Origin of the sequence: Salinicoccus jeotgali, assembly GCF_039538805.1 — a bacterium.
In the GTDB taxonomy this organism is placed as follows: domain Bacteria; phylum Bacillota; class Bacilli; order Staphylococcales; family Salinicoccaceae; genus Salinicoccus; species Salinicoccus jeotgali.
This window is the reverse complement of the sequence record NZ_BAABCK010000011.1, coordinates 75,805-100,630: the sequence shown is the minus strand read 5'-3', so window position 1 is coordinate 100,630 and position 24,826 is coordinate 75,805. Positions and strand designations below refer to the sequence as shown.

The following is a 24,826-nucleotide window of genomic DNA, read 5'->3' as shown; positions in this document are numbered from 1 at the left end:
GAGGAGATTCATAATGGCTCAAAAAACGATAAAGGTTGAAGGTATGACATGTGGGCACTGTAAAAGTGCAGTAGAAGGTGCCCTCAACGAACTTGATGGCATCACTTCAGCGAATGTGGACCTGGACGCAGATAAAGTAGATGTTGAATATGACGACCAGAAAGTGACAGAGTCCTCAATGGTTGAAGCAATTGAAGATCAAGGATATGATGTGAAGTAATGGGATAGCCTGTTCCGGCATTCGGAGCAGGCTTTTTTTTGCCCAAAATGAATCGAGATATTAAACATTTCCACTTATGAGTGGTAAAATGGTGAAAATAAATTTAAAATAGATAATTAAGACATTTCTAGGTTTTATATATATGAGGAGGAAAATGAATGATCGTTGCGATCATTATACTGCTGTTTACTTCACTGTTTTTCTCGGGCAGTGAAACGGCCTTGACGGCAGTCAACAAAATGAAACTTCAATCGATGGCGAAAAAGGGCGACGCGAAGGCGGAGCGTCTGCTCAGATTGGTTTCAAGGCCAGGCGTATTCATCACCACGATACTCATCGGCAACAATATAGCAAATATCTTGCTGCCTACTCTGGTAACCACATTGGCGCTTGAATACGGCATCAGTATAGCGATCGCTTCGGCAGCTTTGACCATTGCCATCATCGTCTTTGCCGAAGTCATACCCAAATCGGTGGCGGCAACGTTCCCGGAACCGATTGCAATGCGTGTGGCGCCTATCATCATGTTCTTCGTGCTGATATTGAAGCCAGTTACAGTAGTGTTGAACTGGTTGACTGACACCATTGCGAGACTGCTGTCAAAGGGCGAATTGAAGGGCGCAGCCACCGTGTCGAAAGATGAACTGCGTGCAATCGTGGACATTGCGGATTCGGAAGGCATGCTTGCAAAAGATGAATCCTACCGGATCAAAGGGGTGCTTGATTTCAGACACCTTAACGTCAAGGATGTCCTGACTACCCCCCGGACGGAAATGGAAGCCATTTCCGCCACTGCATCATTTGAAGAGGTCAGGGATTTCGTCATCGAGCATATGTTCACCCGCTATCCGATCTATGATGAAGATATGGATGATATAATCGGCGTCTTCCATTCCAAATATCTTCTCCAGTGGTCGGTGGAACCTTCAAAGACCTTGTTGGATTACTGTGATAATGATCCATTGACCGTGCATGAATTCCAACCCGTTGAATATGTACTCAGAAAAATGACTAAGGAAAGGCGGCATATGGCCGTCGTCATTGATGAGTTCGGCGGCACGGAAGGGATACTCACACATGAAGACATCATCGAAGCGATGCTCGGTTTTGAAATCGAAGATGAAACGGATCTGCGCAACGATGCACTCGTCGAAAAGCTTTCCGATGAGGAGATCGTCTGCGACGGTAAGATTACACTACACCGCCTCAACTCCATTTTTGATACGGAGATACCGGAAGATGAAGACACCCTTTCAGGGTTTCTGTTGAAGGAATTCAATGACTTTCCGGTCGAAGGCGATGTCCTTGAGCAGATAGGATTGAAATTTGAAGTGCTAGTCATGGAAGATCAGATGATCCGTAAAGTCCATATTGTCAAAACAGATGAGAATGAAGAAGAATGATGGAGGGAAATGATATGAAGATCGCTACGATCGGGACGGGTTTCATCGTAGACCGTTTTCTTGATGCAGTCTGTCAAGTGGAAGGTGTGGAGGCTACAGCCGTCTATTCACGCCGGCTGGAAACGGCCGAGGCATTTGGACAGAAGCATGATATCGGGAGCAGGTTCACGGATATGGATGCCATGCTCAAGGACGAGGCGCATGATACTGTCTATATCGCCTCGCCGAACAGTCTACATCATGCATATGCCAAAAAAGCCATTGAAGCGGGCAAGCATGTCATATGTGAAAAACCATTCACATCGACAGCTGCGGAATTGAAGGAGCTGATTGACCTGGCCGGAGCGCAGGATGTTTTCCTGTTTGAAGCGGTAACAGGCATTCATCTGCCACACTTTAAAGCAGTTCAGGAGAATATGAAGCGGATAGGGGACATCAGAATCATCCAGGCCAACTACTCGCAGTACTCGAGCCGCTATGAGCAGTTGAAGCATGGTCAGGTGACCAATGTCTTCAACTTGGAATTTTCAGGCGGTGCGCTTGCCGATCTCAATATATATAATCTTCATTTCGTCATCCGGTTGCTTGGCCGACCGGATGAAATAGTCTACTTGCCAAATAAACATGATAACGGAGCCGACACTTCGGGTGTCTGTGTACTCAAGTATGATGGCTGTGTCGCGTCATGCATCGGCTCGAAGGACACGACAACGGATAATAGTGTGCTGCTGCAAGGGAACAAGGGCTATATTCGGGTCAATGGTTCTGCAAATATCATGGATTCTGTGGATGTAGTCACCGACGAAGGCAAGGAGCATATTGACCTGGGACAAAATGACAATAATATGGTGGCGGAACTTGAAAGCTTCAGGGATATGCTCTCATCGGAAGACCGGGGGGCTGCTACTGAATTGCTTGAGCATTCCATGAATGTGATGGAAGCATTCGAAGCGGCAAGAAGCAGTGCTGATATACAGTATCCTGCGGATGAAAAGTAGCCTGAGGGATAACCACCAGCCTCACCACAAATAAAACGGCCTGCAAATCTTGAAAACCAAGATTTGCAGGCCGTTTTATTTAGGGAGTTATCCAACTGACATGTGATTACTACGGCAGCACATGGCCAGCTGCTTTGTAGATCTGATACCATTCTTCACGGGAAAGTGATACATCAGGTGCTTTCATGATTTGTGAGAGCCTATCGGTATTCGTGGTGCCGATGATTGTCTGCATGTTTGCCGGATGTCTCAGAATCCATGCAACTGCAATCGCATTCTTCGTCACTCCATGTGCATCCCCGATTTGTTCCATGACTTCATTGAGTATTTTATACTTAGGGTCGTCCATGATGATGCCATCAAAATATCCGTAGTGGAATGGAGACCAGGCCTGGATGGTCACATCGTTCAGGCGGGCGTAATCCAGCATGCCGCCGTCGCGATCGGCGGCGCCTTCAAATGGTGTATTCGTCTGCATGTTGCTGTTGATCATGTGCGGTGCAGCGACACCGAATTGAATCTGGTTGGTAATCAGTTTCTGATCGACATATTTTTGAACGAAGTCGAACTGGCGGGCATTGAAGTTGCTCAAACCAAAATGTCTGACTTTGCCGCTCTCATGCAGACGATCAAAGGCCTCAGCAATCTCTTCAGGCTCCATGAGTGCATCGGGACGATGGAGCATGAGGAGATCGAGATATTCAGTGTCCAGACGCTCCAGTATGCCGTCGACGGAATCCAGTATATGGGATTTTGATAAATCATAATATTCGCCTGACTTGTCACCTTCCGAGCTGGAATTGCGGATGGCGCACTTGCTCTGAATGAGGATGTCTTCTCTTTTTATGCCTGATTTCAGTGCTTTGCCGAATTTGCGTTCACATTCGCCGCCACCATATATATCTGCATGGTCGAAGATATTGATGCCGGCCTCCATCGCTGTACTGATGTGACGGTGCAAAGCGTCATCCGTCATATCTGCAATACGCATGCAGCCAAGTACTATCTTTGATGCTTCAAGGTCTGAACCACCTAGTTTTATTTTATCCAAATTAATCACCTCGCCACCATTTTATCACAATCTATTTGAAGTATCGTGAATCTTATTGACTTTGAAATTCGGTTTGAATATTCTAGGAGTAGGAGGAAGATTTTCATTTCCGCTAAATATACATAATTTCAGGGGGTAGCATCAGATGAATTCTGTATTCAGACGTTTGTTTTTCCTATTCTCGCTTGTGGCATTGGCAGTCATCGTCGCAGCATGTGGCAGTGATGGGGCAGAAGATACAGCAGAAAAAGACGGGGAAGGTCAGGAAGGGGAAGTGGAGACACTCTCCATGGGCTTCATTCCTTCAAGTGATGCTGGAAATATCGCGACTACCGCGGAGCCGTTGGAAGAATTCCTGAGTGAAGAGCTCGGAATCGAAGTAAAGGCCGAAGTGATGGTAGATTACAGTGGATTGATAGAAGCGATGCGTACACAGCAAGTTGATATCGGTTTCCTCGCACCATTCAGTTTTGTGCAGGCCGAAGAGCGGGCGGACGTAGAAGTCATATTGAAATCCATCCGAAATGGTTCTGAATCATATGCAGCACAATATGTGGTGAACGCCGATTCCGATATTGAAGATATCGATGATCTGGTGGCTACAGAAGATCTTGTATGGGCATTCCCAGATACATTATCGACTTCAGGTTATCTGTTCCCGGCCATGCAGTTGAAGGATAAGGGTGTTGATGATCTGGAGAACCATTTCGATCAATTATCTGTAGGGGGGCACGATAACGCAATCACTCAAGTTTATGATGGCCAAGCCGATTTCGCGACGACATTCGACGATGCCCGTACGACGGTGGAAGAAGATCTGCCTGATGTCATGGATAAGGTGAAAATCATCGGCCACACAGAGGATATCCCAAACGATACGATTTCTGTGCGCTCTGAACTGCCGGACGAGATGAAGAAAAAAGTGACCGAGGCATTCCTTAGCATGAACGACAATGAGGAAGTCTTGGAAACGATGTACGAAATCTATGAGTGGGATGGCGTTGCAGAAGCAAGTTCAGAAGACTATGATATCGTGCGTGAAGTCTATGCAGAATTCGAAGATCAGCTGAACGAATAATAAGCAAGGGGCTAAGCCCCTTTTTTTGAGTGCAATTTATATAGGATGGTGACTCCATTGATAGAGTTCAAAGACGTTTCCCTGGTCTATCCCAACGGCCATGAAGGGCTTAAGAATATCAACCTGAATATCCCGGAAGGTGAATTCGTTGTAATCGTCGGCATGTCCGGGGCCGGCAAGTCCACCCTCATTCGAAGCATCAACCGTATGGTCACCCCGACTTCGGGAGAGTTGATCATCGGTGGAGAAAATATATTGAAGTTCAAAGAACCGCAGTTGAGGAAGCTACGGACTGGAATTGGCATGATCTTTCAAAGCTACAACATCGTCAAGAGAATGAGCGTACTGAGGAATGTCCTTGCGGGCAGACTGGGCCATATCGGAACATTGAGGAGTATTTTCGGACTCTTTCCACAAAGCGACATGCGTCTTGCGATGGATAATCTTAAACGCGTTGGCATTGATGAGAAAGCCTACGTCAGAGCAAGCAACCTGAGTGGTGGCCAACAGCAGCGTGTAAGCATCGCACGGGCTTTGACGCAGCAGCCATCGATCATCCTGGCCGATGAGCCGGTGGCGAGTCTTGATCCACCAACATCCCATAAGGTCATGAAGGATCTGCGGCGTGTAAGCCGAGAAGATGGATTGACCACTATCGTCAACCTGCACTTCATCGATATGGCGATGGAGTATGCTGACCGTATAATTGGCCTGCGCGATGGGGAACTGGTTTTTGATGGCCCAATCTCAGAAGTCGATGAGCAGACATTCGAAGAAATATATGGTCGTCCGATCAAAGAGGATGATCTGATCGGCAATGAGGAGGAGACGGATGAAACAGCAAAGGATTGAACGGATTGTTTTGATGCCAAGGCGGTTCAAATTCTTCATCCTGGGTATAATCCTGCTTGTTCTGATGCTGTATGTGGGAGCGGCCTACTTGACGCAATCATACCCGACACGGGTGATAGAAGGATTCCCGATCATATTCCTGTTTGTGGTCAATGATTTGTGGCCACCTAGCTGGGAATATTTTACAAGCGTGTTGGAGCCATTGCTCGAAACATGGAACATCGCCTTGTTCGGCACCACTTTCGGGGCAGTGCTTGCGATGCCGGTCAGCTTTATGGCAGCCGCGAACATCAACCGCAATAATACGTTCTACCGGATCGTCCGCTTCTTCTTCAACATATTGAGGACAGTGCCTGAGATCATCTTGGCCGTCTTGTTTGTGGCGCTGGTGGGGATCGGTGATGTTTCCGGTATCCTTGCATTGACTGTCTTGACCGTCGGAATCATCGGCAAACTGCTCAGTGAAACGATTGAAGCAGTCGACCCTGGTCCAATGGAAGCGATACGTGCAACCGGTGGGAATACACTGCAGGTCATACGCTATGGCGTCATCCCACAGATTCTGCCGCAGTATGCGTCATACACGCTGTATTCGCTTGAGATCAATGTTAAAGCATCCGTCGTCCTCGGTTTCGTAGGGGCCGGTGGCATCGGCATCATCCTGAGGCAGCAGCTCAGCATGTTCAACTACGAAAATGTTGCGGCAATCATCTTCGTCCTGTTCATTACAATATCCCTGATAGACTTTATCAGCAACAGGTTAAGGGAGCGTCTTGAATGATGAAAAATAAAGAGAAAATCAGAATGAAGGAAACTTTCGGCAAAAAAAAGCGCATGTATATGTATGCCGTCCTGTCCCTGCTGCTGATCATCTATATCATAGCCCTCATATCAACGCCTTTTGACGTCAACAGTTCTTCTGTATCCACGTTGGATACCTTGAGGCGGCTATTCATTGCACCTCTTGTGGAGTCGGAACGTTATGGGCAGTATCCAGAATATATCGGATATATGTTTGAAACCATTGCCATCGCCTATGCGGGTATCATGGTGGCAGCCATACTTGCGATACCTGTCGGTTTCCTTGCTGCCCGTAATGTCGGCGGACGTTTTTCCTACATAGGAAAGGCGCTGTTGAATGCGATACGCGCTATACCTGAATTGATCTTCGCGATTATCTTTGTGGCAGCCGTAGGCATCGGACCTTATGCGGGTGTTCTTGCGATCAGCATCAATTCCATCGGCATGCTCGGCAAACTGTATGCAGAAGTCATCGAGTCGATCGATAGGGAGAATGTGGATGCGATAAAGGCAAGTGGCGGTAATCGTGTCCAGTCCATGTGGTTCGGCATATTGCCACAAGTGCTGCCTGAGTTCGTATCGTATGCGCTCTACAGGTTCGAAATCGATGTGCGCGCCTCAACGGTTCTTGGAATAGTAGGTGCAGGCGGTATCGGGGCGCCGCTCATTCTGGCGACATATCAGCGCAATTGGGAAGATGTCGGTATGATTCTGGTAGTGGTAGTAGTATTTGTAAGTCTAATCGACATCGTATCCAGTTCGATAAGGAAGCGTTTAGTATAAGAAGCTTCTCCGATTACGGAGAAGCTTCTTATTTTTGTCATTCGAGTCATGTTATTATTTCAAGAGATGCCGATATACCTTATAATTAAAATAAAATCGAGGTAATCAATATGAAACTTTCACAAATTATACTTGGGTTCTCCATTGCATTGGCCCGCTTCCTATATAAAGAAGATAAAAAAATCGTGACGACACACTATGTGCATGAGTCGGAGAGGGTGCCTGAAGCATTTGATGGCTATAAAATCGTCCAAGTATCAGATTTCCATAATGCGTATTTCGGGAGGCGTTCCAAGGCACTCCTTGATAAGGTCAGAGCGGCAGATGGAGACGTCATATTCGTGACTGGAGATGTGATCGACAGGCGTACACCGAACCTTAAGCGCGCTGTCCATCTACTGCATGAACTGACCGATATTCTGCCCGTCTACTACGTCACGGGCAACCATGAGGCGCATTATGTGCATTTTGACAGGTTGGAGCAGGCCATTGGAATGTCACAAGTAAGAAACATCAGCAAGGGGAGTGAGAGGCTCTATATCGGGAACGATTACATCCGGCTGATCGGCATGGAAGATCTTTGGTTCTATGGAAATGAGGAAGAGCACGAGCTCTCTGATTTCTTTGAGGCAGACTTGAGGCAGAGGCTCAATAATGAATCCGACCCATTCACCATCGTGCTATCGCATCGTCCTGAGCTGCTTGATTTATATGGCAGACATGCAATTGACCTGGTGTTTACCGGTCATGCCCACGGTGGGCAGATCCGTCTTCCGGTAGTCAAAGGACTATACGCCCCCCACCAGGGAGTGTTGCCGAAATATACGGAAGGGGTACATGAGAAGGATGGGACGCATATGGTCGTCAGCCGGGGTCTCGGCAATAGCCGTTTCCCGTTCCGGGTCTTCAACCATCCAGAAATCGTAGTGATGGAACTCAAGGGGGAGCGGGATGGCATGAATAGGTAATCTGCTGGCTAGTGTCATCGTCGCATCCGCATGAATGTCACCGAAACGATAAAGGCCGCCCAGTGCAGCATTATGCACCGGGCGGCCTTCTATGTGTGACATCAGTCGTAGAAGATCATATCGACGGCATCTTCCGTTGTAACCACTTCCGTCTTTTGTAGGTATTGTTCCATTTTACCGAAATCGACCACCGCCCCTATACCAGGTTCCTGACTGACTGAGACGATGCCATCCTTGGCTGAAACTTCTGGCGTGATGATGTCTTCGTGCCAATATCTGCTGGAGGAAGCGGTATCGCCTGGCAGCGTGAAGTTCGCCAATGTCGTGATGGCGATGTTGTGAAGACGTCCGACACCTGCTTCAAGCATGCCGCCACACCACAGTGGAATGTCATGTTCCAGGGCAAGGTCATGAATCTTTTTGGACTGTGTAATTCCGCCGACACGCCCAACTTTGACGTTGATGATCCGACAGCTGCCAAGTTCTATGGCCCCAGCGGCGGCCTCATAGGAGTCGATGCTTTCATCCAGACAGACAGGGGTACTGATTTCCTTTTGAAGCTTGGCGTGATCGATGAGGTCGCCAGCAGCGAGAGGCTGTTCGATCATCATGAGGTCGAATGCATCGAGCGCCTTCAAAGTGTCCATATCATTGAGGGTATAAGCGGAGTTGGCATCCACCATAAGTGGGATGTCACCAAACTGCTCCCTTATCTTCCGTATCATCTCAACGTCGCGTCCTGGTTTTATTTTGACCTTGATGCGTTTATAGCCTTCTTCGACTTTTTCCTGTATTTTTTCAAGGAGACCTTCGTCAGTGTCTTCCAGGCCTAGAGAAATGCCGACTTCCACTTCTTTCTTTTTTCCACCGATGGCTTCAGATAAAGTTATGCCTTCCTGCTTTGCATAAAGGTCCCAGACAGCGCCCTCAATCGCCGATTTGGCCATATTATTCCGCTTGAATGGCTTGAACAACTCCCAAACTTCATCAGGGTGTGCAATTTCATTTTGGATGACGAGCGGTGCAAAGTACTTTTTCATAGCAATGAGTGAAGCGTCCATGAACTCTTCCGAGTAGAGTGGATCCTCTCCTGATACACATTCACCAAATCCTGAACGCCCCTCATCATCAATCGCTTCAACAATCGTGATGAAACGCTCCTGCTGCGTGCCGAAGCTTGTCGTGAAGGGGTGTTTCAATCCCATCAGCAACTGATGCAACTTGATTTCTTTAATCTTCATTAAACTATTCCTCCTATAGATTGAATCCCTTCCATCGCACTAAGTGTAATTATATAGATAATGCGGGGGACACGCCATTTTTATGCTGAAAGCTATGTAGACCACTCATGTAACTGTAGAGTGGTGGAAATTTGAATTTTCCAGCAATTAATAATATATTATAGTGAAGATTACATTGACATTCAATGATATACATAAAGGAGTTTTAGTTATGATAGAAGAAAAGATGATGAAGGCCTTCCAGCATCTGCATGCGCATCCCGAAATCAGCTATGAAGAAACAGAAACGACGGAATACATATATAACCTGTTGGAAGCAGAAGGATTCACGCCTGTCCGGTTCAAGAATACGACCGGACTCTATTGTGATATGGGAAATTTCGATAAAGGCCACATCATCGGTGTGCGCGCTGATATCGATGCCCTCTATCAGGAAGTTGACGGTGTAAAGCAGGCGAATCATTCATGCGGGCATGATGCCCATATGGCGATGGTGATCGGCACCATGCTGAAGATCAAGGATGACCCGGCCCTTGAATCGAAAGGGGTGCGTTTCATCTTTCAACCAGCAGAGGAAGTCGGCACAGGAGCCTTGGCGGTGGTAGATGAAGGTGTTATAGATGACCTGGATTACTTTTTCGGCATCCATCTGCGGCCAGTGGAGGAAGCGCGTGACGGTTATGCAGCATGCAGCATCGAACACGGTGCAGCATCTTCCCTCGAGTTCCGCATCACGGGCGATGATGCCCACGGTGCGCGGCCCCACCTCAACCATAATGCCATAGAAATCGGTGCCGATATCGTCAATATGCTGTCGAAGATCCATATCAATCCGGTCATTCCATCTTCAGTCAAGATGACGAAATTCCTTGCGGGTGGGAGATCATTGAATATCATACCCGGTAATGCAGAATGCGGCATCGATATGCGGGCTCAGACGAATGAGCAGATGGCGAAATTGAAGGAACGCGTATATGATGTGCTGAAAACCATCGAAGATTTCTATTCTGTAAAGATAGAAGATGTCGATTACTCGGGCATCGTTGCCAGTGAGAGCCATCAGGATGCAATTGATGTGTTGCGCAGATCGATTGTAGAGACGTTGGGTGAAGAGAAGTGTCTAGAGCCGATCATCACGAGTGGCGGAGACGACTTCCATTACTATACAGTGAAGCTTCCGGAACTTAAAGGTGCCATGCTCGGGCTGGGCTGCGATCTCAAACCGGGCCTTCATCACCCGCATATGACTTTCGAGCATTCTGCACTGAAGAACGGAATGGAGATATTGCATAAAGCGATCATCAACGCCGAATAATGTTGGAACCTCTCTGCTGGTTAATTGAAAAAATAAAATAAAACACCTCCAGGACAGCTGCCCTGGAGGTGTTTACACTTACTTATACGCTGCGGTATTCTTCATCATCTTCATCCACGATGCCGAACGCTTCTTCTTCAAGTTTCCGGTTGTAGAGGAAGAGTATGACTATAGCTGCGATACCGGCGGTTACAAAGTTCAACAGTGCAAGCAGTGCTGCAGTGCCGATATTTTTCGTATATGCCGTAAATACCCCAAGGAAAGCAATGGCCTCAATCAGCACATAGCTGACTGCGATATCGCCGATGGAGAGTCCCATGATATATAGAACGATTCCGGCGATGGCGAATACGATACCGAGCGTCTTAGGCTCGAATTTTCCACGGTCCAGAACATGTCCATCGAACATCTGTCCACCGAGGTAGAATGTCCCGAAAGGCACAAAGGCGAGTAACGGGATATCCAAGTTCTTCTTCTCAGCGATGCGGTAGAGGAAATAACCTTGCAACAACCATTTGACGATGCCGAGGAGGAACAGGAATAGCGCAAGTAATATTCCGATGATGGCGAGTCCTGCAAAAAGTCCGAACAATTCCATGTGAAATCACATCCTTTCTTAAATTATACCATAGGGGAAAGGTTCTATTGAAACGAAAAGCAGACCTGGGGTCTGCTTTTTTTACATATTATATTTACGGAAATTTCTTTTGTTTATCTTCTCGGCGCTGCGGTATGCATCGATGACTGCATAGAGCCATACGAGTGGCAGGAACAGATAGCCGATCAGGATTACTGTAAGAGCACCATTGATGAGCTGGAGGATCATGATGATGACCCCTTTTAAAATCTGCCCGTTGTAGATTTGTCCAAGGCCATTGATCAGAGCACTGAGTACTGCTGAAACACCTGGACTTTTTTGTGTAGGCAATGCATTCACTCCCATTTTTTGAGACTTTTATAATATACCCTTAATCTTCATCCCTAAACTTCTCTTCACGTTCCCGTCCGCCAGGCATTCTGAACGGCCACCAGTTGCCGCGTCGGAAGGTGATGACGAACGCAGGGACCAGAAGGGGCAGTACAACGAATGCGTATAGCAACAGTGCGAATATGATGATGCTTGCGACTTGTATCAATATGATCATGCCAGAAGGCAGGAGTGCAGCAAATGTTCCGGACAGTATGATGACAGCAGTGATTACCACACCGCCCATACGTCTGATGGACTGTTCGATTGCGCCTCTTATAGTGCGGTCTGCAAGTTCTTCCCTGAACCGGTCTATGATGAATATTGAATAGTCGATGCCGAGTGCTGCGAATATGATCAGACTGAAGAATGGCACGGCCCAATTCAATTCACCATATCCGAATAGGCCAAGCAGCCATTGTGTAATGGTTACAGATGCAAAGTAGGTGATGAATATCGAACTGATCATTGAAATTGGCAACACCAGGGATCTGAATATGACAGCCAAGATGACGAACAAGGTCACGATAAAGATGGTCACAACCCGGTTATAGTCATCATTGGAGATTTGGTTCAAGTCCCGGTTCATACTCGTTACTCCCGAGAAGTAGGACTCGGTCTCTTCCCTGTCAAGACGCTGCAGTTCTCCGTCTATCGTATCTTCGACCGAATTTAAAGTGTCCATGGCTTGATGACTATACGGATCGTCTTCCAGTATGACATTCATGATCAACGCTTCATTGTCACCGAAGGCATATTGATCGACTGCATCTTCAATATCCGGATTGTCGATGAATTCCTGAGGCACATGGACGCCTGTCTGATCGACTGCTTCATTGTCATTGATTTCCGTCATCAGTGAAGATACATCTTCAAGCCCATCTTTGATTTCTCGGATGCCTTCTGAGGAGTCGGACAAGCCGTTGCCAAGTTCCGTCAATTGCTGGCTGGCCGCTTCCTGCTGCGCGGTGATTTCTTCGTTGGCTACAGCAACTTCGTCCGACAATGTTGTCAAACCTTGCTGCACTTGACCCAATTGCTGTGCTGCCCCTTCGGCATCACCTGTTTGGGTCATATATTCAGTAATCTGGTTGAGGCTGCTGTTTATGTCTTCAATGCCGTCACCGAGCGCAGAGAGGTCTCCGCCTTGTGTTTCAGTATTGCTCAGGTTGCTGCTCGTTTCATCCAGACCATCGGCTATTTCGGTCAGTCCATCCTGCATATCGGCGATGCCTTCGTTCGCCTGTTTCAACTGGCTGCGGATATTGAGGTCTTCTATCGCTTCACCGGATGGGCGCGTGAGTGTCTGGACTTCCTTTACCCCGTCAAGATTTGAAACAGTGGAGGCCACAGCATCAAGTCTTGATAGGTTTTCCGACTTGAGCATATCTTCTCCAGTCGACAGGATGACTTTAAGAGGGAAGAGCTGGCCTTCATCGAAGTTTTCACTTACAACATTAGTGGCATGGACAGTGGAATAATCGTCATCGAGTTCTTCGATGGCATCGAAATTGACTTCATCGTTATAGAACAGGGCGACTGCGATCAAGATCGCAAATACTGTAAAGATGATGCGTGTCGGATATTTCAATGAGAATATCCCGAGCGGTGTCCATAAGCGGCTCTCCTTGAATTCCGTCTTCTTGATGTTCGGCCAGAAGATATATCTGCCGAGCAGATACATGAGCACTGGCAATAGTGTAAAGAGGGCGAGCAGCAGGAATACTACCCCTAATGCCACGCCTACAGCTGAACGGTAGATTTCAAAGTTGGCGAAGTACAGGACACCGAATACGATGGCGCCTGAGAGGCCACTGATGAATACAGTTTTACCAGCTGTGGAGAAAGTGCGTATGACTGCGTCATATTTATCATGATGTTCAAGTTCTTCTTTAAAACGGTTCAGCAGCAATATACAGTAGTCTGTACCGATACCGAACAGGATAACGATAAGGAAGCTCTGGGTCTGTGGCGAAATCGGAAAGCCGAACCATTCGACGAACCATGCAACGAAAGACTGGCCAATCAGGTAGGCGATGCCGACAACCATTACAGGTACGAACGGAGTCACGACGGATCTGAACATGATCAACAGTACAGCAACTACTATGATTACTGTAAACATTTCAGTGGATTGGATGCCTTCCATCGCATCTTGTTCGACTGTATTCTGGATGAGCTCATTTGAAGTCATGGATGTTTTTGCTTCAGTCGTGTTCGCTTCCTCGATGGATTCGGCGACATTGCCGATATCATCGACTGAACCTACATAATCCATCGGAATGATGGCGACACCATTATCTTCATTGATGAAATTCTCCTCCACATCATCCTCAAATTCGAATGGATTGACGACATTATCAACGTCATCCATAGATTTTATTTCTTCAATGTAATCGACGATATCCCCTTCGTTTGCCGAGACTTTCCCCTCAAATTCGAGGACGAGTGACATCGATTCCTTATCCTGATCGTATTTTTCGAGGAATTGCCTGGCTTGTTCACTTGGTGAGTCGTCCGCTAGCTGGACGTCACCTTTTTCTGTTGCCAGTTGCGTCAAGTTAGGAGAGAGGATAAAAGTAGTGATGGCGAAAATCAGCATCAGTACGGTGACGGGCCATTTGAACTTAAGTATGTGTTTCATCGGGGGTGCCTCCTGGTATATATTTCAAAATTGTCATGGTCGCGTGATAGAGCTGTTCTTCTTCTTCTTTCGTCAATATGCCAATATCAGTCGTGATTTTATGATGGATTTTATCCAGAAATTCCTCCACCAGTTGCTCGGAATCTCTGGTCATATAGATCAACTTCGATCTTTTGTCATTGGTCATTTTATTACCTTCACTCCTGACCAGATTCTTCTGGATCAGCTTCTTTACTGTATGTGTGATGGCGCTACGTTGGACATTAAGTTCCAGGGCCAGATCCGAGGGGGTGGCATGCCCATTCAGATAGATGAATTGCATGATATCCATCTGGGTCTTTGATATGTGCATTCGGGTTATCGAGTCGGTGACATCATTGAATACTTTCGTGTAGCCGTAACCATAGATAAGCTTGAGGTTATGTATAACGTCACTTTTTTCTGTCATATTTCCACCCCTCTGTATTTTAGTTGAGAGTACTAAACCAATCGAAGACTTCAACAGTCTACCATGTAATAAAGGACAGGGTCAAAGTATATGATGTGACAGTTTTACGAACAGAAAAAGGACCTCCGTAGAGGCCCTTGCAAGAATTATTATCTGTCCCAGATACGATGTGATTTTACATCTTCCAAGTATTGTTCAAGGTTTTCTTCAATATTCGTAACGCCTTTGTCATCGTCTGTGAATGAGAGAGCCCTGAATATATCACCGTCATCTGTACTGAAGCCGATCGCCTTCTTATGCTTGAATGCAATCTCGAGGTTTTCTACAGCTTCAGGATGCAGGTTTTCCTGTCCTTTCAGAACAATCACAGCATCGAAAAGCACCGAATGGACCGTGTCGAACGTTTCCGTCATGACATCATCGCCTATTTTACGTATCTTATCGGAGATGAAAGTGACTGCTGTACCCTTATCTTCCAGTTTTTGCTGCAGATTCAACATTTTTTCTTTCGGTACATCAGGTGTTATCATGATTCCGATCTGACGCGTCTCAAGAGATGAAGGGGTATTCGCCATGCTGAGCGCTGGAGAACTCTTTTCATAAGTCGATTCTTCTACGGTATCAGGCAAGTCCACACCTATTTTATCTACCACGTATTCGGTCATTTCACGATCGATGGGATTGAGCAGATAGTCTACGACATTCTGTCTGACACCAAGACTTTTACACTTGCCAAGTTCAAAGCTTAGAGCATCGAACATATGCTGTTTCTCATGCTCTGTCATTGAATTGAGGAACATCTTCGCCTGGCTGAAGTGGTCTTTGAAGCTCTCGCTTCGTGCCCTGATCTTCCGGCCCTCGACTTTCTCATCATAATGCTCATAACCGCCTTCTTCCGGCGAGGCCGGTTCCGGTTGGTTGTTATTGAGGTAATTCTTATGGTAGGAAGTCTGGCCTTTCGTAACATTCATCTGGTTGTAGCCTTCCCTCTGGTTGTTTGCGAATGGACAGATTGGACGGTTGATTGGAATCTGGTGGAAGTTCGGCCCACCAAGACGGATCAACTGCGTATCGGTATAGGAGAAGAGTCTACCCTGTAGAAGCGGGTCATTCGAGAAGTCGATGCCCGGCACGACATGGCCTGGGTGGAAAGCGACCTGTTCCGTCTCTGCAAAGTAGTCGTCGACATTTTGATTCAACGTCATTTTACCTACAATCTGGACCGGGACATCTTCTTCAGGCCATAACTTGGTTGGATCCAAAATATCGAAATCCATATTGAATTCATCTTCTTCGGGAATCAACTGCATGCCGAGTTCAAATTCAACCGCATTGCCTTTATCGATATTCTCCCATAGATCTTGTCGGTGGAAGTCCATATTCTTTCCGTTGATGAGCTGCGCTTCGTCCCATACCACCTGGTGGGTCCCCAGTTTTGGTTTCCAGTGGAACTTAACGAAATGACTTTTGCCTTCAGCATTCACCAGTCTGAATGTGTGGACGCCGAACCCTTCCATCATCCTTAGGCTTCTCGGGATGGCGCGGTCGCTCATCAACCACATCACCATATGGGCACTCTCGGTATTCTGTGAGACCCAATCCCAAAATGTATCGTGGGCGGATGCTGCCTGTGGCATTTCATTATGGGGTTCAGGCTTTACAGCATGAACCATGTCTGGAAATCTGATGGCATCCTGCATGAAGAAGACCGGCATATTATTTCCGACGAGATCGAAGTTGCCTTCTTCCGTATAGAACTTTGTCGCAAACCCGCGGACATCCCGCGGAATATCCATTGAACCACGGTTTCCGGCGACCGTTGAAAATCTTACGAAGACAGGTGTCCTTCTGCTCGTATCAGTGAAAAGGCCGGCTTTTGTATATTTTTCCAGTGATTCGTATAATTCGAATTCCCCATGGACCCCGAATCCTCTGGCGTGGACTACACGCTCAGGAATGCGCTCGTGGTCGAAATGCGTCATCTTTTCGCGGAAATGGAAATCTTCCATCAATGTAGGGCCGCGTTCACCCGCTTTCAGGGAGAATTCATCGTTGCTGACTTTAAGTCCCTGATTCGTTGTCATATGTGCCTTTTTGGTATTGTCGATTGTGTTCTTCTGGAGATCTTCCTTTTTCTTGTTCATTAATGGTCGTGCCTCCTTGAAAGATTGAATTGACTACCTTACACATCTACTATAGCAACCCCGCATGCGCTTTGCATGTATTTACTGTATCGAGTTTTTTCGTGTTCCAAGCGGGTATAAGAAAAGGTCGTGCACATTTTGGCACGACCTTTTATCTAAAGATATTCTTTAATTTTCTGTATCAATCCATCGTTGAGGTGGCTATGGCTAGTCAAGAATTCCTGCATTCCCAGCTGTGCAATTTGTTCATCTCTTTCTTTGACTTCCGGATCATCGGGATTATTGAATTCCAGTGCATATGCAGCAAGTTCTGTGAGGGCATTGCAACTGAGATTGTTCTGCTCCAAATAGATCAGTGGCTTCATGATGCGGTCGCCCGCGCTTAGCTTGCGCATCACACCACGCCCGACACGATCCAGATCATCGGACAGATGGGGGTTTTTGAATCGCGCAATTATTTTTTCAATATATGAAAGTTGCTGTGCCTCTGTGAAATCATAATTTGAAGTCAGATAGAGCATCGTTTCATTCAGGACATCCTTGAGGAATGCTTCGACCTTTTCATTGGTCATTGCTTCAGAGACGGTCTCAAATCCAAGTGTCTTTCCATAATAGGCTATCGCTGCATGACCGGTATTGACCGTAAACAGTTTGCGTTCGATGAAGGGTATCAGATTTTCTACATAAGTGACCCCGTCCAGTCTCGCATCTCCTATCCAGCGAGCTTTCTCTATCACCCACTCGTAGAATGGTTCCACTTTTACATCCAGCAGATTATCATTTTTTTGGATGGGTACGATCCGATCTACAGCTGAATTCGGAAAACCTATGCCATCAAGTTCATCAGTATGCTTCAAGATTTCCGCTTTAAGTGTATCTGTGGCAAGGATGGCGTTTTCGCAAGCAATGATGTTGAGCGGGCTGTTGCCACGCCCGGCGAGGTTTGGCGCTATTGATTTTGCGATTACAGGAAGGATGTTGACGCCCACGGCAGTGGTTATCAGGTCTGCTTCCAGAATAGCTGTTTTCAACGCATCATCATCAGTAATTGTATTGACCCCTGCGACATTCGTAACTTCAAATGTTTCACCATCTTCTTCTGCGATATGAACGGTATATTTCCCATCCTCATTAAGTGCGTCTATAATTTCAGCATCGATGTCCGCAAATGTCACCGAATAGCCATTATCATGGAGGATCTTTCCTATGAATCCGCGGCCGATGTTACCCGCCCCAAAATGTAGAGCTTTCATGGTTACAGCTCCTCTTCAAACAGCGCTATGATCTCGTCCGCTGAGGATGAGTGGATGACCTTGTCTGCATTCTCTTCTTCAGAGAACAGCACTGCTATTTTTTGGAGCATATCCAGGTGTTCGCCATCCTTTCCTGCAATTCCGAGGATGACTTTCGCTTCGTTGCCGTCGAAATCGACGCCGCCAGGCACCTGTACGAGTGACAACCCACTTTTTATTATTGAGGATTTACCCTCATCTGTCCCGTGGGGGATTGCAAGACCATTTCCCATGAATGTTGAAACAACTTTTTCGCGTTCAAGCATTGAATCGATGTAAGCTGGCTCTACAGCCCCTTGATCGACGAGCATCTGCCCCGCTTTTTTAACTGCTTCTTCTTTGGTAGCTACCTTTTCATTGAGGAGTATATTTTCTTTTTTTAACATGTTGATCAATCCTTTTCCATTAATATAGTGTACTTATATAATTTTTTATGATGTTTTCCAGAAGTGCAGGATTTTCAAATAAAGTGTCAGTGTCGTCATGATGTTCCCCAAACAGTATACTGATTTCGCTGATGAGGTCTATGATTAATGAATCTTCTGGCACAAGTACCAGAATTTGATGTGTAGTGGTGATCTCATCACCCAAATAGTTCCGATCGATTATGCCTGCTTTGTTTTCGATGAGAAAAATGTGATGTGATTTCAGCAAAGAAGACCGTACATGAGGGTAGGAAAGACCGTGTTCACCAATTATAAACCCTGTTTTTTTAAAACGTTTAGACAGCGAAGTCAATATTCGATCTCTGGAGTATTCATCCGCAACCTCCTGGGTATGCAGTACATGCTGGATGGTCTCCAATGCGTCCATTCTCTTAGTCAGCGTGATATGAGAGCGGTTCAGATACAATTCAGATGCTTGGATGACATGGATTGGGTCGATGGCAGTCTTGATCTGTGAGTGAGTATCGATGGTCGTAGGCCCCACGTGCATCTGGTTGATTGCTTCTGTAATCTTCTTCTCATCCTGGTCATCGAGCAGCGGACTTACAAGTATATAACGCTCCAAGTCGAGCGGTACGGTACTTAAGACAAGCTCATCATCCCGCAATTTGGCTTCACGAAGTTCTGAAATGGAGAGTTCCTGCCTGATGGATATATTGCTGAACCTGGTTTTCAACTGGTTAGCGAGTATTCTGCTTGTACCTATGCCACTTGAACAGACTGTCGTCACTTCAATGTTTGGTGTACTGCTAAGTGCGCCTCCGAAATGAATTGTCAAAAAACCAATTTCTGCATCACTGAGTCGTCTTGTTTTGAAATGCATGGCAAAACATTCACCGACCACTTCAAAAAGGCGAGGATAGCTTTCACGAATAGATTCCAATAGCGGATTATCAGTGATGATTCCTGACTCCATACGATGTAACGTTGGCTCGATATGCATGATCAACCCATCTTTAAGTTCAGGATGCGCAAAGAAGGGATAGTTCATCCTTTGGCTGACGGCATCAATGAATGAGATGGTCCTCTGTTCAAGGGATTCAACTATATCGTGGCCTTGAAACTTTCTTCTGCTTCCTCTTAGGTGCATCGATATGAAATATGTTTCCTCATCTGGAAATTCGATGCTGAATTCCGCTTCTATATTTTTAATGAGCGAGCGTGAGACTTGAAATTCCTGGGTGCCTGATAGCTCATCCATCAGATCCTGTCTGATTTCAAGGAAGGAATCATTTTTCGTGCGATCTATCGCCAAGACGATATGCAAGGCGAGGTTTAAATATGCATTTTCTGTTAGTTGATAGGGCAGCACTTCGAGTTCGTCCATGAGCAATCTTTCGACTTTAAAAATTGTATCTGCTTCAAGCGTCCCTATTACTCTATTGTTGACAAGAGAGCTGAATACAAAGTTATTTTCGATGACTGAATAGATGCTGTTGGAGTTAAGTTCGTTAACCATCATATCAGCTAGGAAGTTCTGCTTGTTGATCGAATCGCCAATAAGTTGGATGCCGATCGACCGGGTTTTGGTTATGGTGAGTTCAAATGCCTCAAGTTGGGGGCGCATCTGTTCAATCAGGTCATCAACAACATGCTCGCTGATGCCGAGTTCAACTGCTAGGGCGTTTTTCTTAAGGCCTTCATTATTCAGCATCAGATGATACAGCAGTGCAACTTTTTTCTCCTCAGTACTCAAATCCTCTACAGCATTTGCATTCAGATGTTTAATAAGTGTCTCCACTTCATTTGATGGAAGGTCCAGTTTGACTCCTCTATTGTATTCTTTTATAAGAATGAGGCCGAGCGATTCCAATGTATGAGTGACATTCTTCAATTCTCTATGGATGGTGCGGGAGGAGACCCCTAATTTTGTGGCAAGTTCTTTGATAAGGAGGAAGTTGCCGTTATGATGGATGAGTTCGGTGATGATTTTCTTTTCCCGCGAACTGATCATAGTGGCACCTCCTCATTTAAATGATGGTTATTCCTGATGTTTCTTAAGCGCTTCAATCAACTCATCATATTTCGGACTGTTAAGGAAATTGTCGACTGAAATATGTTTTGCAGTCGGCACTTTGCTTTCTGCCCGCTCCGTCAATGTCTTTTGGGTGATGATTATATCCTCATCGCCTTTCAATTGGTTGATTGCAGAATTGGTGACATCGATATCAAGATTTTCTTTTTTAAACTTATTCTTTAACATACCCGCTCCCATGGCGCTTGAACCCATACCTGCATCACAGGCAAATACGATTTTCTCGACGTTTCCGTAATCGAATACCGACTCTTCCGGGCCAGCTGTTTCAGATTGGGCTAAAGAACCTGCAACGGTGGATTTCTTACCTTTGGCGGCTTCCATCTTTTCAGTGGCTCCCGCAATATCATCATCTGGTTGACGCGTGAACTTCAAGATGATCGAAGCAACAATAAATGATACTAGAGTCGCTGCGGCGACACCGAGCAACATGACTAGAAGTTCTCCGCGTGGTGTCATGGCGAAGTAGGCAAGGATGCTTCCTGGTGCAGGTGGGCCGGAAAGTCCGAAGTCGAATAGGCTGAAAACCAAGATTCCAGTGGCACCACCGAGTATCGGTGCAACAACGAGCAGCGGTTTCATCAAGATGTAAGGGAAGTAGATTTCATGGATACCACCAATGAACTGGATGATGGCAGCGCCTGGTGCAGTCGCCCTGGCAGTCCCTTTGCCGAAGACCATATAGGCCAGCAGGATGCCGAAACCAGGTCCGGGATTCGTCTCAAGGGTGAACAGGATGGAGCGGCCGGCTTCCTGGACTTCTTCAGAAGCAAGCGGGGTCAGCACGCCGTGATTGATTGCGTTGTTCAGGAAAAGGACTTTTGCAGGTTCTATGAATATGCTGGCGAGTGGCAGCAGCCCCGCTTCTACAATAAGGTCGACAAGTTTGCCGAGCAGATCCGTCAACCAGGTTACGACAGGACCAAGGCCATAGAAGCCAAAGAGTGCCAACAGGAACGCAAGAATTCCGGCTGAGAAATTATTGACCAGCATTTCAAGGCCTTGCCTGATTCTTGGGACGAGTATACGGTCGACTTGTTTAATGAGATAGCCACCGAGCGGTCCCATTATCATTGCGCCAAGAAGCATTGGAGAGTCTGGGAAAGCAGTGATTACACCCATGGTTGCAGTAGAGCCGACGACTCCGCCACGGACGTCGTGGATCAGTTTCCCTCCGGTGTAGGCAATCAATAGTGGCAGAAGATAGGTGATCATCGGGTCTACCATTCCAGCAAGATCTTCATTTGGAAGCCAACCGACTTCGATGAATAACGCAGTGATGAGTCCCCAAGCAATGAATGCAGCGATGTTCGGCATGATCATACTGCTTAAAAATGAACCGAAAGCTTGAACTTTACGTGAAAGACCTTTTTTTTCTTCAGACATTAAAGCCACCCCTTTTTAGATGATTTATAGTATAACTAAATCATAAGGCAAAACGATAACGCTTACAATATAAACAAAACGCAGTTTTGGCACACTGATATTGCCAAAACATAAGTTAGTGATTAAAAGGGGGGATATCATGGTATAATTGCCGGAATATTCAAGTGTAGCGGATGGGTCCATATGCAAAAGGAGAACAGTAAAAGGGGTGGTCTGTATGGAAAGCAGTAAAAAGGGGGCATTGTTTGCCCTGAGCGCCTATCTGATATGGGGGTTCCTACCAATCTATTGGAAGCAGCTGGAGCATATATCTTCATACGAAGTCATTGCCCATCGCGTATTCTGGTCGTTCATCTTCATGATTGTATTCATCCTCGTGACGAACCGTATGCACCTTTTCTATAAAGATCTAAAGTTCATATTCCGGGATAAAAAGAAAGTAGCGGCATTATTCGTAGCTTCAGTGGTCATCACTTCCAATTGGTTGCTATACATCATTGCAGTCAACAGTGGCCATATACTGGATGCGAGTCTCGGCTATTACATAAATCCCCTCATAAGCATTCTCATCGGGTTCGCAGTTCTTGGGGAACGATTTTCAAAATCTCAATGGGTCGCCATCATAATCGTCTTTCTGGGAGTCGCCTACATGACGGTAGGTCTGGGTTCTGCGCCGTGGATATCACTTTTCCTGGCTCTGTCCTTCAGTATCTACGGATTAATCAAAAAAGTAGTCAATATGGATGCCGTCTTTGCTATGGCTGTGGAAACTTTTGTTTTGGCGCCGGTGGCGCTATTCTATATCCTATTCCTTGAAGTCGGCGGGGAGGGGCATTTCGGATTCGATCAGGATAGCCTGGTCATGATGGGGACAGGCGTCGTCACTGCCGTACCATTGTTGCTGTTCTCGATCGGTGCACAGCGTATCCGACTGTCCCTAGTGGGTATACTTCAGTATTTTGCACCGACTGTAATGCTTCTGCTTGGGGTCTTCATGTATGGTGAGGCATTTACCCGCATACATGGTGTCGCCTATATATTGATATGGGGCGGGCTCGGGCTGTATACATTCACCCGCTTCAAGGAAATGCGGCGGGACACAGGACGCAAGCCGAGACGGCGCGTCACGCACTAGCATATTGTTAGGGGAAGCATCTATAGTCATGATATGATTTATTGAAAATGAGTTTTCTAAGGAGTAGGGGATATGAAGTTTTCGAAATATCTGTTTGCCGTTCCGATTGCAGTTGCGTTACTGACTGGTTGTCAGGGGGAAGAGGAGAAAACAGATCAGACATCAGGAGAGGCCGGGGTCGCCCAAGAGGAAACGACCGAAGGGAAGCAATCAATGGACACCACAGATGATGCAAACCGGACATTGAAAGGAATCGAAACAGATGATTCCGCAATTGCCGACTTGATTGAAGAAGCCCAGAATATAGAAAGTTACCAAGCCATGGTGGACCTGGAGGCTTTGGTGGACGATGAATCCTCCCAAACTCTTGATGCGGACGTAAAGTATAAAGAGGGGACGCCACCGTCTTTGCATCTTAAGTCAGAAGGGGAGGACCGGACCATCTCGAAAGATGGTGAAACCTACTACAATAACGGAGACGATTGGGTAGACATCTCAGAGTCCATAGAAATAGAACAGCTTTTTCATGTAACATACAAAAATGCCGTCATCGCTTTTTCTGATATTAAAGATGAGATGAAGCTGACTGAAGAGGAAAATCAGCTGATCTATACATTTGAGGGGGAAAGCACTGAAATCTTTGAAGTGTTTGAATCACTCTTTGCAGCTGAATTCAGTGCCATAGATACCTCCAATCCGAATAATGAGGTGGAAGTCGTCATCGACAAGGAGAATTCGCGCATAAAGTCCATCCAGTATGAAGCGACAGGAGAAGATGCAGAAGGGCGTTATGAATTATCCGGAGAGGTCGAGTTTAAATCATTCAATGATATAGGTGCGATACAGTTGCCTGAGTCAGTCGACTAGTCCAGGTGCAGAGATGGTATGAGAAGGTAATGTCACCTGTGCGGGTGACTTAAGGAAGTAAGAAGAGGCGATTCTCATGGGATCGCCTCTTCTTATTTTTTAGCTCCAATGACTCGGTTTTCCCCCTCGTCATCATTTATTTTACATCCTTCAGTTAAAACGACTCCTTATTCAGTATCTTTCTTCAGCTCGACGAACCTGACATATTCAAGGGTAGAAACGTGGACGGAGCCATTCCTATCTTTCTCGATCAATTTCAGTTCCTGGGCGAAATCATCTCCGACAGGTATGACCATCTTACCGTCTGGGGCGAGCTGGTCAACCAATGCCTGAGGTGTTCTTTCGGCGGCCGCGGTGACGATGATGCGGTCGTAGGGAGCATATTCCAACCACCCCTGGTTGCCATCGCCGTAATGGAAATGGATATTGGAAAACCCCTCGGTCCGGAGTCTTTCTTTAGCACGTTCATACAATGCCTCAATGCGTTCAACAGTGTAGACGTTTTTTGAAAACTTTGCGAGCATGGCGGTCTGAAAGCCTGAACCGGTGCCTATTTCGAGCACATCATGTTGTGGTGCGAGCTCGAGCGCAAGCGTCATGGACAACACAAGCGAAGGTTGTGAAATCGTCTGGCCGTGGCCGATCGGGCACGGCATGTCGGCTCCTGCCAGATGTCTTTGCGTATCCATATATCTGCTGCGATCAAGCCTGTTGAAAAAGGATTCTATTGCTTTTTTATCATGTTTCAAAAC

Annotated in this window: 23 protein-coding genes; 11 read left to right on the top strand and 12 right to left on the bottom strand. The window is 46.4% G+C overall.

Going from position 1 to position 24,826, the window contains the following annotated elements:
- The first annotated feature begins 13 nt into the window (after positions 1–13).
- The 3 genes from copZ (at position 14) to ABD734_RS01550 (ending at position 2,621) form a co-directional block, all read left to right on the top strand.
- Entirely contained in the window at positions 14–220 is a 207-nt protein-coding gene (gene copZ, locus ABD734_RS01560) for a copper chaperone CopZ (protein ID WP_344700862.1), read from the top strand.
- Between the two features lie 158 nt (positions 221–378).
- Positions 379–1,623, top strand: a complete 1,245-nt coding sequence (locus ABD734_RS01555) for a hemolysin family protein (protein WP_344700861.1) — start codon at positions 379–381, stop codon at positions 1,621–1,623.
- 14 nt (positions 1,624–1,637) lie between these two features.
- The gene (locus tag ABD734_RS01550) at positions 1,638–2,621 is read left to right on the top strand and encodes a Gfo/Idh/MocA family protein (protein ID WP_344700860.1); all 984 of its coding nucleotides are present in this window, start codon (positions 1,638–1,640) and stop codon (positions 2,619–2,621) included.
- A gap of 109 nt (positions 2,622–2,730) precedes the next feature.
- Here ABD734_RS01550 and ABD734_RS01545 read toward each other — a convergent pair whose 3' ends face one another.
- Complete coding sequence (locus ABD734_RS01545) at positions 2,731–3,672, bottom strand: aldo/keto reductase (protein WP_344700859.1); 942 nt, start codon at positions 3,670–3,672, stop codon at positions 2,731–2,733.
- 145 nt (positions 3,673–3,817) lie between these two features.
- On the opposite strand from ABD734_RS01545, the gene ABD734_RS01540 reads away from it, so the two are divergent.
- The 5 genes from ABD734_RS01540 (at position 3,818) to ABD734_RS01520 (ending at position 8,154) form a co-directional block, all read left to right on the top strand.
- Positions 3,818–4,750: a phosphate/phosphite/phosphonate ABC transporter substrate-binding protein gene (locus ABD734_RS01540; RefSeq protein ID WP_344700858.1), complete on the top strand. Its 933-nt coding sequence runs from the start codon at positions 3,818–3,820 to the stop codon at positions 4,748–4,750.
- A 57-nt stretch (positions 4,751–4,807) separates the two neighbouring features.
- Complete coding sequence (gene phnC, locus ABD734_RS01535) at positions 4,808–5,602, top strand: phosphonate ABC transporter ATP-binding protein (RefSeq protein WP_344700857.1); 795 nt, start codon at positions 4,808–4,810, stop codon at positions 5,600–5,602.
- On the top strand, positions 5,583–6,383 hold the full coding sequence (gene phnE, locus ABD734_RS01530; RefSeq protein ID WP_344700856.1) for a phosphonate ABC transporter, permease protein PhnE: 801 nt from the start codon (positions 5,583–5,585) through the stop codon (positions 6,381–6,383). Before phnC ends, phnE (ABD734_RS01530) begins: the two co-directional genes overlap by 20 nt.
- On the top strand, positions 6,380–7,186 hold the full coding sequence (gene phnE / locus ABD734_RS01525; RefSeq protein ID WP_344700855.1) for a phosphonate ABC transporter, permease protein PhnE: 807 nt from the start codon (positions 6,380–6,382) through the stop codon (positions 7,184–7,186). Before phnE (ABD734_RS01530) ends, phnE (ABD734_RS01525) begins: the two co-directional genes overlap by 4 nt.
- A gap of 110 nt (positions 7,187–7,296) precedes the next feature.
- Positions 7,297–8,154 carry a metallophosphoesterase gene (locus tag ABD734_RS01520; protein ID WP_344700854.1) on the top strand — a complete coding sequence of 286 codons (858 nt, stop codon included), beginning with the start codon at positions 7,297–7,299 and terminating at the stop codon, positions 8,152–8,154.
- Positions 8,155–8,255: 101 nt separating this feature from the next.
- On the opposite strand, the gene menC is transcribed toward ABD734_RS01520, so the two are convergent.
- The gene (gene menC, locus ABD734_RS01515; protein WP_344700853.1) at positions 8,256–9,395 is read right to left on the bottom strand and encodes an o-succinylbenzoate synthase; all 1,140 of its coding nucleotides are present in this window, start codon (positions 9,393–9,395) and stop codon (positions 8,256–8,258) included.
- A 211-nt stretch (positions 9,396–9,606) separates the two neighbouring features.
- On the opposite strand from menC, the gene ABD734_RS01510 reads away from it, so the two are divergent.
- Entirely contained in the window at positions 9,607–10,710 is a 1,104-nt protein-coding gene (locus ABD734_RS01510) for an amidohydrolase (protein WP_344700852.1), read from the top strand.
- Between the two features lie 82 nt (positions 10,711–10,792).
- Here the strand turns inward: ABD734_RS01510 and ABD734_RS01505 are convergent, their stop codons facing one another.
- The 9 genes from ABD734_RS01505 to ABD734_RS01465 all read right to left on the bottom strand — a co-directional run bounded on the left by ABD734_RS01505 (position 10,793) and on the right by ABD734_RS01465 (position 22,072).
- Positions 10,793–11,308, bottom strand: coding sequence for a hypothetical protein (locus ABD734_RS01505; RefSeq protein ID WP_344700851.1), 516 nt, complete (start codon positions 11,306–11,308; stop codon positions 10,793–10,795).
- An 81-nt stretch (positions 11,309–11,389) separates the two neighbouring features.
- Positions 11,390–11,647: a hypothetical protein gene (locus ABD734_RS01500; protein WP_425568270.1), complete on the bottom strand. Its 258-nt coding sequence runs from the start codon at positions 11,645–11,647 to the stop codon at positions 11,390–11,392.
- Positions 11,648–11,678: 31 nt separating this feature from the next.
- A complete protein-coding gene (locus ABD734_RS01495) occupies positions 11,679–14,321 on the bottom strand; it encodes an MMPL family transporter (protein WP_344700849.1) in 2,643 nt (880 codons plus the stop codon).
- Positions 14,305–14,769 (bottom strand): MarR family transcriptional regulator, encoded by a 465-nt coding sequence (locus ABD734_RS01490; protein WP_344700848.1) that lies wholly within the window; start codon positions 14,767–14,769, stop codon positions 14,305–14,307. The genes ABD734_RS01495 and ABD734_RS01490 overlap by 17 nt, the downstream gene beginning before the upstream one ends.
- A 149-nt stretch (positions 14,770–14,918) precedes the next feature.
- Positions 14,919–16,913: a catalase gene (locus ABD734_RS01485; RefSeq protein WP_344700847.1), complete on the bottom strand. Its 1,995-nt coding sequence runs from the start codon at positions 16,911–16,913 to the stop codon at positions 14,919–14,921.
- 155 nt (positions 16,914–17,068) lie between these two features.
- The gene (locus ABD734_RS01480) at positions 17,069–18,166 is read right to left on the bottom strand and encodes a mannitol-1-phosphate 5-dehydrogenase (protein WP_344700846.1); all 1,098 of its coding nucleotides are present in this window, start codon (positions 18,164–18,166) and stop codon (positions 17,069–17,071) included.
- A gap of 2 nt (positions 18,167–18,168) precedes the next feature.
- On the bottom strand, positions 18,169–18,600 hold the full coding sequence (locus ABD734_RS01475; RefSeq protein ID WP_425568268.1) for a PTS mannitol transporter subunit IIA: 432 nt from the start codon (positions 18,598–18,600) through the stop codon (positions 18,169–18,171).
- 10 nt (positions 18,601–18,610) lie between these two features.
- A complete protein-coding gene (locus tag ABD734_RS01470; protein ID WP_344700844.1) occupies positions 18,611–20,605 on the bottom strand; it encodes a BglG family transcription antiterminator in 1,995 nt (664 codons plus the stop codon).
- Between the two features lie 27 nt (positions 20,606–20,632).
- Complete coding sequence (locus ABD734_RS01465; protein ID WP_344700843.1) at positions 20,633–22,072, bottom strand: PTS mannitol transporter subunit IIBC; 1,440 nt, start codon at positions 22,070–22,072, stop codon at positions 20,633–20,635.
- Between the two features lie 217 nt (positions 22,073–22,289).
- Here ABD734_RS01465 and rarD point away from each other — a divergent pair, with 217 nt between their 5' ends.
- Complete coding sequence (gene rarD, locus ABD734_RS01460) at positions 22,290–23,207, top strand: EamA family transporter RarD (RefSeq protein ID WP_344700842.1); 918 nt, start codon at positions 22,290–22,292, stop codon at positions 23,205–23,207.
- Positions 23,208–23,279: 72 nt separating this feature from the next.
- On the top strand, positions 23,280–24,074 hold the full coding sequence (locus ABD734_RS01455) for a hypothetical protein (protein ID WP_344700841.1): 795 nt from the start codon (positions 23,280–23,282) through the stop codon (positions 24,072–24,074).
- Positions 24,075–24,241: 167 nt separating this feature from the next.
- Here the strand turns inward: ABD734_RS01455 and ABD734_RS01450 are convergent, their stop codons facing one another.
- Entirely contained in the window at positions 24,242–24,823 is a 582-nt protein-coding gene (locus ABD734_RS01450) for a protein-L-isoaspartate(D-aspartate) O-methyltransferase (RefSeq protein WP_344700840.1), read from the bottom strand.
- Positions 24,824–24,826: the final 3 nt, after the last annotated feature.

What these genes read in the sequence shown, in the direction of transcription:
- copZ (WP_344700862.1), top strand. Translation starts at nt 14, where the DNA reads ATGGCTCAAAAAACGATAAAGGTTGAAGGTATGACATGTGGGCACTGT.
- ABD734_RS01555 (WP_344700861.1), top strand. Translation starts at nt 379, where the DNA reads ATGATCGTTGCGATCATTATACTGCTGTTTACTTCACTGTTTTTCTCG.
- ABD734_RS01550 (WP_344700860.1), top strand. Translation starts at nt 1,638, where the DNA reads ATGAAGATCGCTACGATCGGGACGGGTTTCATCGTAGACCGTTTTCTT.
- ABD734_RS01540 (WP_344700858.1), top strand. Translation starts at nt 3,818, where the DNA reads ATGAATTCTGTATTCAGACGTTTGTTTTTCCTATTCTCGCTTGTGGCA.
- phnE (WP_344700856.1), top strand. Translation starts at nt 5,583, where the DNA reads ATGAAACAGCAAAGGATTGAACGGATTGTTTTGATGCCAAGGCGGTTC.
- phnE (WP_344700855.1), top strand. Translation starts at nt 6,380, where the DNA reads ATGATGAAAAATAAAGAGAAAATCAGAATGAAGGAAACTTTCGGCAAA.
- ABD734_RS01520 (WP_344700854.1), top strand. Translation starts at nt 7,297, where the DNA reads ATGAAACTTTCACAAATTATACTTGGGTTCTCCATTGCATTGGCCCGC.
- menC (WP_344700853.1), bottom strand. Translation starts at nt 9,395, where the DNA reads ATGAAGATTAAAGAAATCAAGTTGCATCAGTTGCTGATGGGATTGAAA.
- ABD734_RS01510 (WP_344700852.1), top strand. Translation starts at nt 9,607, where the DNA reads ATGATAGAAGAAAAGATGATGAAGGCCTTCCAGCATCTGCATGCGCAT.
- ABD734_RS01505 (WP_344700851.1), bottom strand. Translation starts at nt 11,308, where the DNA reads ATGGAATTGTTCGGACTTTTTGCAGGACTCGCCATCATCGGAATATTA.
- ABD734_RS01495 (WP_344700849.1), bottom strand. Translation starts at nt 14,321, where the DNA reads ATGAAACACATACTTAAGTTCAAATGGCCCGTCACCGTACTGATGCTG.
- ABD734_RS01490 (WP_344700848.1), bottom strand. Translation starts at nt 14,769, where the DNA reads ATGACAGAAAAAAGTGACGTTATACATAACCTCAAGCTTATCTATGGT.
- ABD734_RS01485 (WP_344700847.1), bottom strand. Translation starts at nt 16,913, where the DNA reads ATGAACAAGAAAAAGGAAGATCTCCAGAAGAACACAATCGACAATACC.
- ABD734_RS01480 (WP_344700846.1), bottom strand. Translation starts at nt 18,166, where the DNA reads ATGAAAGCTCTACATTTTGGGGCGGGTAACATCGGCCGCGGATTCATA.
- ABD734_RS01470 (WP_344700844.1), bottom strand. Translation starts at nt 20,605, where the DNA reads ATGATCAGTTCGCGGGAAAAGAAAATCATCACCGAACTCATCCATCAT.
- ABD734_RS01465 (WP_344700843.1), bottom strand. Translation starts at nt 22,072, where the DNA reads ATGTCTGAAGAAAAAAAAGGTCTTTCACGTAAAGTTCAAGCTTTCGGT.
- rarD (WP_344700842.1), top strand. Translation starts at nt 22,290, where the DNA reads ATGGAAAGCAGTAAAAAGGGGGCATTGTTTGCCCTGAGCGCCTATCTG.
- ABD734_RS01455 (WP_344700841.1), top strand. Translation starts at nt 23,280, where the DNA reads ATGAAGTTTTCGAAATATCTGTTTGCCGTTCCGATTGCAGTTGCGTTA.